The following is a 13,596-nucleotide window of genomic DNA, read 5'->3' on the forward strand; positions in this document are numbered from 1 at the left end:
CGCGCGCCGCGCCGCCGCCGCGCCACGCGCCGCGCGTCCGCGCCGGCCGGTGCGCCGGAGACCCCCGTGAGCGAGCCGGCCGCGGCCGAGGCCCCCGAGGCACCGAAGGCCGCGCGGACTCCCGCCGAGGCCCCGAAGGCCGGACGGTCTCCCGCCGAGGCCCCGAAGGCCGCCGAGGCCGCGCCCGCCGATGCCGAGGACACCCCGCGCCGCGGTCGGCGCCGGGTCGTGCGGCGTGCCGCGACCGGGTTCTCCGAGCCCGCCGCCAAGTCCGCCGCGAAGGGCGGGGCAGGCGAGGGCGAATCGTCGCGTAAGCCCGCCCGCCCGTCCGTCGCCGTCTTCCAGCCGCCGGTCTTCGCCGAGCCGAAGTTCCAGTTCCAGACCCCGCAGCGGGCCGCTGCCGAAGCGGCCGCCGAGGCCGCGGACGTCGCCGAGCCCGTGGAGCCCGTGGAGCCCGAGGAGACCGAAGCGGTCGTCCGGGAGCGGAGCGGACAGGCGGAGCAGGCCGAGCAGTCCGGGAACCGGCGCCGTCGCCGGCGTCGTGGCGCCGGCCAGGCCGAGGAGCCGGAGGCCGCCCCGGCCGTCGCCGAGGAGGAGCCCGAGCCCGAAGAGGCCGAGGAGACCGACGAGGCCGACGAGCCGGAGGACGCGGCCGAGGGCGAGGACGGCGAGGAGGGCGCGTCGCGCCGCCGTCGCCGCCGCGGTGGCCGTCGCCGCCGCCGGGGCGAGAGCGCCGAGGCCGGCGGTGACGAGGACGCGGAGGAGGAGCTCGCCGCCGCGCAGGCCGCGCAGGACGCCGAGGACACCGCCGAGCAGGTCGAGGAGGACGCCCAGGACGCCGAGGAGCCGGAGGACGAGGACCACGCGGGCGGCAACAGCAGCAGCCGGCGTCGCCGTCGGCGCCGTCGCCGCGCCGGTGACAGTGCCCCGGAGGCCGAGCAGTCGTCCGCCGACGACCCCGAGCGCACCGTCGTCAAGGTCCGCGAGCCGCGCAAGAAGGACGAGCGCCCCTCCGACGAGGTGCAGTCCATCAAGGGATCGACCCGTCTCGAGGCCAAGAAGCAGCGCCGCCGCGAGGGGCGCGAGCAGGGCCGGCGCCGCGTGCCGATCATCACCGAGGCCGAGTTCCTGGCCCGCCGTGAGGCCGTCGAGCGCGTGATGGTGGTCCGCCAGCACGGCGACCGCACCCAGATCGGCGTCCTTGAGGACGACGTGCTCGTCGAGCACTACGTCAACAAGGAGCAGGCCGTCTCCTACGTCGGCAACGTCTACCTCGGCAAGGTGCAGAACGTCCTGCCGTCGATGGAGGCCGCCTTCATCGACATCGGCAAGGGCCGCAACGCCGTGCTGTACGCGGGCGAGGTCAACTTCGAGGCGCTCGGCATGTCCGGCGGTCCGCGCCGGATCGAGTCCGCGCTGAAGTCCGGCCAGTCGGTCCTGGTGCAGGTCACCAAGGACCCGATCGGCCACAAGGGCGCCCGCCTGACCAGCCAGGTCTCGCTGCCGGGCCGCTACCTCGTGTACGTGCCCGAGGGCTCCATGACCGGCATCAGCCGCAAGCTGCCCGACACCGAGCGGGCCCGGCTGAAGACCATCCTCAAGAAGGTCGTCCCCGAGGACGCGGGCGTCATCGTGCGCACCGCCGCCGAGGGCGCGAGCGAGGACGAGCTGCGCCGGGACGTCGAGCGGCTCCAGGCGCAGTGGGAGGAGATCAAGAAGAAGTCGAAGAACGGCGGCAACGCGCCGACGCTGCTGTACGGCGAGCCGGACATGACCGTCCGGGTCGTGCGCGACATCTTCAACGAGGACTTCACCAAGGTCGTCGTCAGCGGCGACGAGGCGTGGGAGACCATCCACGGCTACGTCTCGCACGTCGCCCCGGACCTCGCCCCGCGTCTGTCGCGCTGGACGAGCGAGGTGGACGTCTTCGCCACGTACCGGATCGACGAGCAGCTGGCCAAGGCGCTGGACCGCAAGGTCTGGCTGCCCAGCGGCGGTTCGCTGGTGATCGACCGGACCGAGGCGATGGTCGTCGTCGACGTCAACACCGGCAAGTTCACCGGCCAGGGCGGCAACCTGGAGGAGACGGTCACCAGGAACAACCTGGAGGCGGCCGAGGAGATCGTGCGCCAGCTCAGGCTGCGCGACCTCGGCGGCATCATCGTGATCGACTTCATCGACATGGTGCTGGAGTCCAACCGGGACCTGGTGCTGCGCCGGCTGCTGGAGTGCCTGGGCCGGGACCGCACCAAGCACCAGGTGGCCGAGGTGACCTCGCTGGGCCTGGTGCAGATGACCCGCAAGCGGGTCGGCCAGGGTCTGCTGGAGTCCTTCTCCGAGACCTGCGTCCACTGCAACGGCCGCGGTGTCATCGTCCACATGGAGCAGCCGTCGGCGGTCGGCGGGGGCGGCGGCAAGCGCCGCAAGCGCGCCCGGGCCGGCGCCGAGCCGCACGAGCACGACCACGAGGCCGTGGCCCTCGCCCCGGTGAGCGCCGAGGAGGAGGCCGAGACGGAGGCGGAGGTCGCCGCCGAGGTCGCCGAGCCGATCGCGCTGTCCGCGCCGGAGATGGCGCCGGACGAGGAGCTGTACAGCTCCATCGCCGAGGCGGAGGCGGCGGCCTCCCGGGGCCGTGGCCGGCGCCGGGCGAGCCGTCGGGCGTCCGCTCCGGCGGGCGCGCCGAGGGCCCTGACCGACGGCGCCGCCCCGGCGCCCACGGCGCAGGACGTCACCGCCGAGCGGGAGGCCGAGCGCCCGGTGCGTCCGGAGCCGGCCGCCGAGGCGCAGGCCGAGCCCGTGGCCGTCGAGGACCCGGTGGTCGAGGCCGCCGTCGCCGAGGCGAGCGTCGAGGAGGCCGCGCCGAAGGGCCGTACGCGCCGTCGGGCGACCCGTAAGGCGTCGGCACCGGCCGGTTCCCCCGAGGGGGCCGAGGCGGCGGTCGTGACGGTGCCGGAGGCGGCCCGCCCGCAGGAGGCCCCCGAGGCCCCGGCGGAGCAGGAGCCGGCGGCCCCGGCGGAGGCCGAGCCCGAGGCCGGCTCGGTGGCCAAGGCGCCGGCCGAGCCCGCCGCCGCGGCGCGGCCGGGCCGCCGCGCGGTGCGCAAGGCGACCGCGCCGACCGCGGCCGAGGAGACGGCCGTCGTGGTCGTCCCGTCGGCCCCGGCGGAGGCCGAGCAGGAGCCGGCCGAGCCGCAGGCGGCGGAGGCGTCCCAGGAAGGCGCCGAGGGCGTCGAGGGCGACGAGGACGCCGCCCCGGCCAAGAAGACGGCCCGCAAGGTCGCCAAGAAGGCCACGGCGAAGAAGGCCGCCACCAAGAAGACGGCGGCGGCCAAGAAGACCGTGGCGAAGAAGGCGACGGCCAAGAAGGCGGCGAAGACCGCCAAGACGGCCACGGCCGCGAAGAAGTCGGCGTCGAAGAAGACGGCGGCGGCGCAGCAGTCGACGCCGTCCGTCTCGGCCTCGACCGACGAGTGACCGGCTGACCGGCGACAGCCGAGGCGGGCCCGGGACGTACGACGTCCCGGGCCCGCCTCGTTTTCCCGGGAGCGCGGCCGGACGGGGCACGCGGGCCGGGCGGACGCCGTGGTCGGCTGGGCGCCGCGGCCGTGGGGGGTGCGACGGCCCCGCACGTCCGGACGCGTCCCCGCGGTTCGAGGGCGCCGCCGGCTCGTGGGCCCCGCTGGCCCGGGGGAGCGACTGGCCCGTCGGGTGTCGCCGCCGGTCTGCGGGCGCCGCCGGTCTGCGGGCGCCGCCGGTCCGGGGGCGTGGCCGGTCCGTGGGTGCGGCCCGTTCGTGGGGGCCGCTTCACCCGGGGGTGCCGCGGGTGCGTGAGGGACCGCACACGCGGTGGGGCACGCCCGGTTTGACCCCCGGGCGGGCGGGCCCGTAACCTTGACCGTCGGCGTGTCCGTTGCACATGCCACATCCCCGTAAACCTCTTCCTCCCGGGCACACGGCTGGCCGGGAGAGGTCGCCCGTGTGTTCCAGGGCGGCTGGCCTGCGGGGGTGCCGTTTCTTCGAGCGAAAGAGAGATCCGCGTGTACGCCATCGTGCGCAGCGGTGGTCGCCAGCACAAGGTTGCTGTCGGCGACATCGTTGAGGTTGACAAGATTTCCACCGCCCAGGTTGGCGACACGGTCGAGCTCTCGACCCTGCTCGTTGTCGACGGCGACGCTGTGACCAGCGACCCGTGGGTGCTGGCCGGCATCAAGGTCCAGGCCGAGGTCGTGGACCACCACAAGGGCCAGAAGATCGACATTCTGCGCTACAAGAACAAGACCGGCTACCGCCGTCGGCAGGGCCACCGCCAGCAGTACACGGCGATCAAGGTCACGTCGATCCCCACGGCTGCGAAGTAAGGGACTGAAGAGACATGGCACACAAGAAGGGCGCATCGTCCACCCGGAACGGTCGCGACTCCAATGCCCAGCGGCTCGGCGTGAAGCGCTTCGGCGGTCAGGTCGTCAACGCGGGTGAGATCCTGGTCCGTCAGCGCGGCACGCACTTCCACCCGGGTGCGGGCGTCGGCCGTGGCGGCGACGACACGCTGTTCGCGCTGCAGGCCGGTGCGGTGGAGTTCGGCTCCCACCGTGGCCGTAAGGTCGTGAACATCGTTCCGGTCGCCTGATCCAAGGCTCGACCGAACGGTTTCGTTCCGAGAGGCGGACCTCACTTCCCGGTCGGGAAGGCGGGTCCGCCTTTCGCGTGTTACGCAAGAGACATCCCCGTAGTTCTGGAGGCACCCACCATGACCACCTTCGTGGACCGCGTCGAGTTGCACGTCGCCGCGGGTAACGGAGGCCACGGCTGTGCCTCCGTACACCGCGAGAAGTTCAAGCCGCTCGGCGGCCCGGACGGCGGCAACGGCGGGCGCGGCGGCGACGTGATCCTCACCGTCGACCAGTCCGTGACCACGCTGCTCGAATACCACCACTCCCCGCACCGCAAGGCCACCAACGGCAAGCCCGGCGAGGGCGGCAACCGCTCCGGCAAGGACGGCGCCGACCTGGTCCTGGTGGTGCCGGACGGCACCGTCGTGCTGGACGGGGCGGGCAACGTGCTCGCCGACCTGGTGGGCCACGGCACCTCCTACGTCGCCGCGCAGGGCGGCCGCGGCGGACTCGGCAACGCGGCGCTGTCCTCGGCCCGCCGCAAGGCGCCCGGTTTCGCGCTGCTCGGCGAGCCGGGCGACCTCGGCGACATCGTGCTGGAGCTGAAGACCGTCGCCGACGTGGCGCTCGTCGGCTACCCGAGCGCGGGCAAGTCCTCGCTGATCTCGGTGCTCAGCGCGGCCAAGCCGAAGATCGCGGACTACCCGTTCACCACCCTGGTGCCCAACCTCGGCGTGGTGACGGCCGGTTCGACCGTCTACACCGTCGCCGACGTGCCCGGCCTGATCCCGGGCGCCAGCCAGGGCCGCGGCCTGGGCCTGGAGTTCCTGCGCCATGTGGAGCGGTGCAGCGTCCTGGTGCACGTCCTGGACACCGCGACCCTGGAGTCCGACCGCGACCCCGTCTCCGACCTCGACACCATCGAGGAGGAGCTGCGCCAGTACGGCGGCCTGGGCGACCGTCCGCGCCTCGTCGTCCTGAACAAGATCGACGTACCCGACGGCAAGGACCTCGCGGAGATGGTCCGGCCGGACCTGGAGGCGCGCGGCTACCGGGTCTTCGAGGTGTCGGCGGCGGCGCACACGGGCCTCAAGGAGCTGTCGTACGCGCTCGCCGAGCTGGTCGCCGGGGCGCGTGCCGCCCGGCCGAAGGAGGAGGCGACCCGCGTCGTCATCCGGCCCAAGGCCGTGGACGACGCCGGCTTCACGGTGACCCGCGAGGAGGACGGTCTCTACCGGGTGCGCGGCGAGAAGCCCGAACGCTGGGTGCGCCAGACCGACTTCAACAACGACGAGGCCGTCGGCTACCTCGCCGACCGGCTCAACCGCCTCGGTGTCGAGGAGCGGTTGATGAAGGCGGGCGCCCGCTCCGGCGACGGCGTCGCCATCGGTCCCGAGGACAACGCGGTCGTCTTCGACTGGGAGCCCTCGGTGATGGCCGGCGCGGAGATGCTGGGCCGCCGCGGTGAGGACCACCGCCTCGAGGAGCCCCGCCCGGCCGCGCAGCGCCGCCGCGACCGCCAGGCCGAACGGGACGAATCGCAGCAGGAGTTCGACGACTTCGAGCCGTTCTAGCCGCCGAGCCCGGGAGCGGCGGAGAGCACGTCCGGAAGCCGCCTCGCCCGACGTCCGGAAGCCGCCTCGCCGATGACCGGCGGGGCGGCTGTGACTTACTCAACGCTCCACATGCGGTTTGTCCGTTGCGCAGCATTTGGTGACGGTTAAGGGTATGGCACAGTTATGCGGACGTGAGGTAAACACACTGCATACTTGGTGGCGCCTTACTTTTGCCTCTGGCCTAAGGGAGCGGGCCGTTCGCCAAGCCGTTCCCGTCAAGGAGTACCCGCAGTGCGAAATCCTGAAGCATCCCGATTGGTCGGTGTATACCGGCGGGCGGTTCCGGTCGGTGCGCGACGTGTGATCGCCGAGCATGTCGGTACCGACTTCCGGGAGCAGCTGAAGTCGGGGATCGCCGCTGCCGCCGAGATGCGCAACCAGGTCAAGCGGGTACGGGTCGTGCGCCGGAACCGGGAGCTGCTGGCCCGGCACGACCGCCAGGTCGTCACCGTGGACGGCGCCCCGCGCATCGCCCATGTCGTCCCCGACGCCACTCCGCTGCAGGCCCGCCGGGCGAACCGCGACGAGGTGGTCGCCGCACTGCGCGCCGCCGGCATCGACTACTTCTGCGTGCGCTCCTCCTCCGAGACCTCGGCGGCGATAGCCGTCCGGGAGGAGGACCGCGAGCAGGTTCTCACCGCGCTGCGCCAGGCCTGCCGAATAAGACCCGGCTACGTGGTGCCGATCCGCAAGGGCCAGCCGCACGAGGAGTCCGCACTGCCCGGTTACGGGCCCGGACCGTGGAAGCGCGTCGCCCACTCCGATGTCTTCCGGTGCACCTGGTACCTCACCGACCAGACCGGCCGGCTGATACTCGGCCTGCGTTACGGCTGCGACGTCGAGTTCTGGCGGCGGGACGGCGACAACCTTGTCTCGCCCCGGCGCAACGTCGTCGCCGAGTCCGTACCCGTGGCCGAACCGTCCGTGGAAGCGGATGACAGCCTCTTCACCGATCTCGCACCGCTGTCCGGGGAGCGGGACGCGGAGCCGGTACCGGTGCGCACCCGGCCGGCCTTCGCCGCGGTGGCCGTGGGCCGCAGGACCTTCCCCATCGACGTCGTCTACACCTGGGTGGACGGCTCCGACCCGGAGTGGCTGCGCCAGCGGGCCGACTTCTCCGACACCCCGTACCACGACGAGGCGGCCAACGCCGCGCGCTACCTCAGCCGGGACGAGCTGCGCTACTCACTGCGCTCGCTGCACCTGTACGCGCCCTGGGTGCGCAACATCTACCTCGTCACCGCCGACCAGACGCCGCCGTGGCTGAACACGGACCACCCACAGATCAAGGTCGTCAGCCACAAGGACGTCTTCCGGGACCCGGCGTCACTGCCGACGTTCAACTCCCACGCCATCGAGAGCCAGCTGCACCACATCGACGGCCTCTCCGAGCACTTCCTGTACTTCAACGATGACGTGATGCTCGGCCAGGAGGTCCTGCCGCAGCAGTTCTTCCTGCCCAACGGCCTCGGCAAGTTCTACCTCTCGCCCGCCCTCGTCCCCTTCGGCGCCTCCTCCCCGGAGGACCCGCCGGTGGCGGCGGCCGGCAAGAACAACCGCAGGCTCATCGCGGAGCGCTTCGGCGACAACATCTTCCAGAAGATGAAGCACGTCCCGCACGCCCTGCACCGCAGTGTCCTGGACGAGATCGAGCGGGAGTTCCCCGAGGAGCACCGGCGCACCGAGGCGAGCCGGTTCCGCAGCACCGGCGACATCTCGGTCGCCTCCTCCCTCCACCATTACTACGCGTTCCACACACAGCGTTCCTTCCCCGGCGAAGGACTGGTCTACCGGTACTGCGACGTCGGCAAGCCGGGCGTCGAGCGGGTACTCGGCCGGCTGCTGGCCGCCCGTGGCGCGCATGTGTTCTGCCTCAACGACACGACCTCCACGGAGGCCGAACTCAGCCGTCAGCAGGCCCTCATGGCCCGCTTCCTGGACGAGTACTTCCCCTTCCCCAGCCCCTACGAGCGTGGTGCGGACAACTGATGAGACAACTTCCTACCCCGCACAAGGTGATGCGCAAGGGGTACGACGTGGTGCGCTCGGCACGGTCGCGACTGGACAGTCTCGTTCTGGTACCGCCGAGCGCCGACGACTGGCCGCGGGTCACCGCCGAGCACCTCTCCCTGCTGGACGGCCGGACCCTCAACTTCTGTGTGCGCGTCCCGGACGGGATCTCCGCCTCGGCGGCCTCCCTGCTGCTGGGCGGCTCCTCCTCCCCGGTCGTGGTCCCGCTGACGCTCGTCCAGCGCAGTGACGGCTCCGTCGAGGCGACGGGCACCGCCGTCCTCGACCTGATGGAGGCGGACGCCGACCCGCACCGGCCGGTGCCCGCCGGGGTGCGCAGGTTCCTGCTGGCGTCCGGGCAGTGGCGGCTGTCCGCCGTCTTCACCGACGTGTCCGGCCAGGAGCGCCGGTTCGCCGTCGCCAAGGCGCCGCGGCTCATGGCCGACGGTCCGACGGTTCCCGAGCCCGTCCGGGCGGATGGCACCTACTGCCGGCTCATCGCCTCGGGCACCGGCCGTGCGTACGTGTCCCTGGGCCGGGGCGACGCCGAGGCCGAGCTGCTCACCGTACGCATCGGCTGGACCGAGGTGACCATCGAGGGCCGGCTCGTCAACGCCGCGGCCGACGAGTGCCACGGCGACATCGAGCTGGTGCGCAGGAACGGCCGGGTGACGCGGGTCGTGCCGGCCACCTGGCGGGGCGACACCTTCGTCTCCGCGATCCGTGCGGCCGACTTCGGCGACTTCGGCACCAAGGAGCAGATCTTCGACGTACGTCTGCAGCGGCCGCGGCGCCGGTCGCTGAAGGTGTCCCGGCAGCGCACCGACGTACGCAACCCGCGCGACGTCTTCCGCATGCCGCACCGGCTGCTGACCTCGGAGGGCGCCGCCGCCGTACTGAGGATCAACCCGTATTACACGCCCGTCGGAAGCCTCGCCTTCCGCGCGGCCCACCTCCCCACTGGATGTTGACACCAATGAAGATCACCTTTCTGCTCACCTGGGGCGACGAGATGGGCGGCACGGAGCAGGCCGCCTACACACAGGCGGCGCACCTGGCGTCCCGGCACACCGTCGAGGTGCTGAGCGTCTACAAGACTCGTGAGCGGCCCTTCTTCGCCGTGGACGAGCGGGTCTCCGTGCGGTATCTGGTGGACCGCACGGGCAAGACCCAGCGCCCGGTGCGAGAGAGCGGTCTCGGCCCCGATGAGTGCCGCCAGCTGGCCGGGCTGCCGAGCGAGCTGATCAGCCCCAAGTGGGAAGGGACCTTCGACGCTCTCTCCGACATCGAGATGAGCCGCGCCCTGCGCACCATCGACACCGACGTCCTCATCAGCACGACGCCCGCCCTGATGTCCGCCCTCGCCGACCTGGCGCCTCCCCGGGTGATCACCATCCACCAGGAGCACCGGTCCTCGCAGTCGCGCGGCAGCACGGGCGAGCCGCTGTTGCAGCGGGCCGCCGAACTGGACGCGCTCGTGGTGCTGACGGAACGCACCAAGGAGTGGCTGGAGGAGTCGCTCGGCAAGGCCGCCCCGCGGCTGGCGGCCATCCCGAACGCCGTCCCCGAGGGCTTCCGGCCCCGGTCCAGCCTCACCGGCAAAAGCATCGTGATGCCGAGCCGGCTCGTCCCCGAGAAGCAGGTCGACCACGCCATCCACGCCTTCGCCAAGGCCCTGCCCGACTGCCCCGGGTGGCGGCTGCGGATCTTCGGCGACGGCCCGCAGATGTCCCGGCTGCGCAATCTGGTGCAGGGCCTCGGGGTCCACGACTCCGTCGAGATCCTCGGCTCCACCCAGCACATGACCGCGGAGTGGGCCAAGGCGAGCATCGCCTTGCTGTCGTCCAGGGGCGAGGCGTTCCCGCTGGTGCTTCTGGAGGCTTTCGCCGCCGGGGTCCCGGCGGTCGCGTACGACGTCGTCACCGGGCCGGCGGAGATCATCCGGCACGGTGTGGACGGACTGCTCGTCCCGCCCGGCGACACGGAGAGCCTCACCACGGCGATCTCCACGCTGATGACGGACGAGGACCTGCTGCGCTCCTACGGTGAGCAGGCCTACGCGGGATCGGCGCGCTTCGCCGCCGACGTGATCGTCAAGCAGTGGGAAGAGCTCTTCACCGAACTCGTGCTGCGCCGCGACGACCCCCAGCGGATGGCGGAGCGCGCCGACCGCATGGCCTACCGCGTGACCCATGGCGGGGCCGGCCGCTTCCACGTGGCGGTCGCGGCGGACCGCACCGCCCCGTCCACCGGAGACCAGCGCGCCCGCGAGCTGGTGATCGGCGCTTCCAACCGCTCCCTCGTGCGGGCCAGCGGCCGGCTCTCCGAGGTCCGGGACGACCTGCAGGGCGCGGACATCATCCAGCGCAACTTCGACACGGTCGTCGCCGCACTGGAACACCACGACATCCCCTACGTGCTGCTGCGCGGCGGCGACGACATACAGCGCCAACGCGTGGCCGTGGACGCCGAGCACCAGCTGCGCACCCGCAAGGCGCTCGCCGCCGAGTACGAGGGCAAGGCGGTCTACGCCGAACTCCTCAAGCCCCGCACGCACGCCCCGGGCGTGCTCTTGGCCGAACGCCTCGAACCCGTCGGCGACGTGGCCGGCCTGCGGGTGTTCCGTCCCGTCGTGACCTCCAGCCGGACGCTGCGCTTCGGCCCCGCTTACGGCTGCGACATCGAGTTCTGGCGCCAGGTGCCCGAGGAGGAGGGCGGCGACGGCCAGTTCGTCGCGCCGCTGCGGCCCAGCGCGGCCGGCTCCCGGCTGCCGTCGCTGACAGCCGACGCCGGGCTGCGCGTCCGCGACCGTGAGTACCCCACGCTGGAGCCGTTCACCAAGAATCTGGTGAACGACATCACCTTCCCCATCGACGTGGTCTACACCTGGGTCGACGACACCGACCCCAAGTGGGCCGAGCGACGCGCCCGGCGGCGCGCGGAACTCGGGCTCGCGCCCGCGGCGTCCGGCGACGAGGCGGCCCGGTTCCGCAACCGTGACGAGTTGCGCTACTCCCTGCGCTCGCTCGCGATGTTCGCGCCCTGGGTGCGCAAGATCTACCTCGTCACCGACGACCAGCAGCCCGCGTGGCTGAACACCGCGCACCCCGGCATCGAAGTGGTGTCGCACCGTGACGTCTTCGCCGACCCGAGCTGCCTGCCGAGCTTCAACTCGCACGCCATCGAAAGCCAGTTGCACCACATCGACGGCCTGTCCGAGCAGTTCCTGTACTTCAACGACGACTTCTTCATCGGCCGTCCGATCGGCCCGCAGAAGTTCTTCCAGTCCAACGGCAGGACCCGCTTCTTCTGGACCTCGACCACGGTGCCGGTCGGCGAGGCGACCGAAGAGGACGAGGGCTACTTCGCCGCGGCGAAGAACAACCGCCGCCTGCTGGAGGAGCGCTTCGGAGTCACGGTCACGAACAGCTTCGCGCATGCTCCCTACGCCCTGCGCAAGAGCGTGCTGGAACAGGTCGAGGCGGACTTCCCGGAGAGTGTGGCGCGTACCGCGGCCAACCCGATGCGCGGCTGGCGGGACGTCTCCATGGTGTCCTCGCTGCACCACCACTACGGCTACCTCACCGGTACCGCCGTGCCGAGCGGCATCCGGTGTGCCTACATCGATGTCGGCGACTACGAGCGCCACCCCGAGCTGACGCGTCTGCTGACGGCCCGTGGGCATGATGTGTTCTGCCTCGCCGAGTCGCCGACCGCCGAGGTGCCCGCGGAGGAACAGGCCCGCATCATCGAGGCGTTCCTGCGCGCCTACTTCCCGGTGAAGAGCCCCTACGAGCTCTGAGGGAATCCCTGCGGACAAGGACGCTGCCCCGGCACCGGACAGGTGCCGGGGCAGCGCCCGTTCATCCGGTCGCGTGAACCGGCCGGCCGGTTGCGTGAACCGGCGGAGAGGTTCTTCACAGCGACCTTCGAGTTTTTCGTCAGTGAATGCCCCGTTATGCGGAATTCGATTTTCCCCGGATCATCGGCGAGGGTGGTCCAAATGGCACGGACAGAGGAGACGCGACGATGAACTGGCTGGTCACAGGCGGTGCCGGGTACATCGGGGCGCATGTGGTGCGCGCCCTGACCGAGGGCGGCGAGAACGTGGTCGTCTACGACGACCTGTCGACCGGTGACGCCGGCCGCGTGCCCGAGGGCGTGCCCCTGGTCATCGGCACCGTGCTGGACGCGGACCTCTTGGAGCGTACTCTGCGCGACCACGACATCGCCGGTGTCGTGCACATCGCCGCCAAGAAGCAGGTGGGGGAGTCGGTCGAGCGGCCCCTGCACTACTACCGGGAGAACGTCACCGGTCTGCAGACCCTGCTGGAGGCCATGACCGCCACCGGCGCCGACCGGCTCGTCTTCTCCTCCTCGGCCGCCGTGTACGGCATGCCGGACGTGGACCTCGTCACCGAGGACACCCCCTGCCTGCCGATGAGCCCCTACGGCGAGACGAAGCTGATCGGCGAGTGGCTGATCGCGGCCGCCGCGCGGGCGCACGGCCTGAAGGCCGCCGCCCTGCGCTACTTCAACGTGGCCGGCGCCGCCACCCCGGAGCTGTCCGACTCCGGGGCCTACAACCTCATCCCCATGGTGTTCGAGCGCCTGGAGGCCGGCGAGGCGCCCCGCGTCTTCGGCGACGACTACGCCACGCCGGACGGCACCTGCGTGCGCGACTACATCCACGTCCAGGACATCGCAACCGCCCACCTGGCGGCCGCCCGGCACTTGGCCGGCGCCCCCGAGGGCACCTCGCTCGTCCTCAACATCGGGCGCGGTGAGGGCAGTTCGGTGCGCGAGATGGTGGACCGCATCCTCAAGGCGACCGGAAACGAGACCGTCGTCCCGGAGGTGGCCGACCGCCGCCCCGGCGACCCGGCACGGGTGGTCGCCTCGGCCGACCGCATCCGCGCGGAACTGGGCTGGAGCGCCCGGCACGGCCTGGACGAGATGATCGACTCCGCCTGGCAGGGCTGGCGCCACGGGCACAACTGAACCCGTGGCGGGGCGAATGCCGAACCGCGACACTTCTGCACGCACGTCGTGCCCTCCCATGGCCGAGGCCACGAGAGGGCACGAGCGGGGATAGGAACCCGCACTCTGCGGCTGTGTCGCGGTCACAGCCGCAGAACGCGACTCGGAGAGCTAGACCCAGTCGTCCGCGGACCGGATCTCCCAGCGGGTGCCGTTGTTGATCCGGATGTCGACCCGGCCGTCGGTGCTGTGCACCCACAGGTCGGCCTTGCCGTCATTGTTGAGGTCGCCGAAGAGGAGCTCGCCCTTGGGACGGCCGAGGAAGTTGCCCCAGCCGGAGCTCCAGTCGGTGCCGCTGTTCCAGTAGGTGCCCATGTTGGTGC

8 protein-coding genes and 1 pseudogene are annotated in these 13,596 nt (G+C 71.8%); 8 read left to right on the forward strand and 1 reads right to left on the reverse strand.

From position 1 onward, the window contains the following. The 8 genes from ABEB07_RS36865 to galE all read left to right on the forward strand — a co-directional run. A partial coding sequence (locus ABEB07_RS36865; protein ID WP_345672423.1) for an Rne/Rng family ribonuclease occupies positions 1-3,471 on the forward strand: 3,471 nt, incomplete at its 5' end. A gap of 563 nt (positions 3,472-4,034) precedes the next feature. Further along, positions 4,035-4,355 carry a 50S ribosomal protein L21 gene (gene rplU / locus ABEB07_RS36870; protein WP_164583905.1) on the forward strand — a complete coding sequence of 107 codons (321 nt, stop codon included), beginning with the start codon at positions 4,035-4,037 and terminating at the stop codon, positions 4,353-4,355. 14 nt (positions 4,356-4,369) lie between these two features. Next, the gene (gene rpmA, locus ABEB07_RS36875; protein ID WP_061922958.1) at positions 4,370-4,624 is read left to right on the forward strand and encodes a 50S ribosomal protein L27; all 255 of its coding nucleotides are present in this window, start codon (positions 4,370-4,372) and stop codon (positions 4,622-4,624) included. 120 nt (positions 4,625-4,744) lie between these two features. After that, complete coding sequence (gene obgE / locus ABEB07_RS36880; protein ID WP_176148939.1) at positions 4,745-6,181, forward strand: GTPase ObgE; 1,437 nt, start codon at positions 4,745-4,747, stop codon at positions 6,179-6,181. 273 nt (positions 6,182-6,454) lie between these two features. Next, positions 6,455-8,212, forward strand: coding sequence for a stealth family protein (locus ABEB07_RS36885; RefSeq protein WP_345672424.1), 1,758 nt, complete (start codon positions 6,455-6,457; stop codon positions 8,210-8,212). Further along, positions 8,212-9,204 (forward strand): hypothetical protein, encoded by a 993-nt coding sequence (locus ABEB07_RS36890; RefSeq protein ID WP_239146319.1) that lies wholly within the window; start codon positions 8,212-8,214, stop codon positions 9,202-9,204. Before ABEB07_RS36885 ends, ABEB07_RS36890 begins: the two co-directional genes overlap by 1 nt. 5 nt (positions 9,205-9,209) lie before the next feature. Next, positions 9,210-12,035 carry a stealth conserved region 3 domain-containing protein gene (locus ABEB07_RS36895; RefSeq protein ID WP_345672426.1) on the forward strand — a complete coding sequence of 942 codons (2,826 nt, stop codon included), beginning with the start codon at positions 9,210-9,212 and terminating at the stop codon, positions 12,033-12,035. A 227-nt stretch (positions 12,036-12,262) separates the two neighbouring features. Continuing rightward, entirely contained in the window at positions 12,263-13,234 is a 972-nt protein-coding gene (gene galE, locus ABEB07_RS36900; protein ID WP_345672427.1) for a UDP-glucose 4-epimerase GalE, read from the forward strand. A gap of 150 nt (positions 13,235-13,384) precedes the next feature. On the opposite strand, the pseudogene ABEB07_RS36905 reads toward galE, so the two are convergent. Further along, positions 13,385-13,596, reverse strand: a pseudogene (locus ABEB07_RS36905) (S1 family peptidase); the annotation flags it as partial.

The sequence above is a fragment of the Streptomyces similanensis genome, from assembly GCF_039543625.1.
Taxonomy (GTDB): domain Bacteria; phylum Actinomycetota; class Actinomycetes; order Streptomycetales; family Streptomycetaceae; genus Streptomyces; species Streptomyces similanensis.

Coding starts and splice junctions, on each gene's coding strand:
- obgE (WP_176148939.1), top strand. CDS start 4,745: ATGACCACCTTCGTGGACCGCGTCGAGTTGCACGTCGCCGCGGGTAAC.
- rpmA (WP_061922958.1), top strand. CDS start 4,370: ATGGCACACAAGAAGGGCGCATCGTCCACCCGGAACGGTCGCGACTCC.
- ABEB07_RS36895 (WP_345672426.1), top strand. CDS start 9,210: ATGAAGATCACCTTTCTGCTCACCTGGGGCGACGAGATGGGCGGCACG.
- ABEB07_RS36890 (WP_239146319.1), top strand. CDS start 8,212: ATGAGACAACTTCCTACCCCGCACAAGGTGATGCGCAAGGGGTACGAC.
- galE (WP_345672427.1), top strand. CDS start 12,263: ATGAACTGGCTGGTCACAGGCGGTGCCGGGTACATCGGGGCGCATGTG.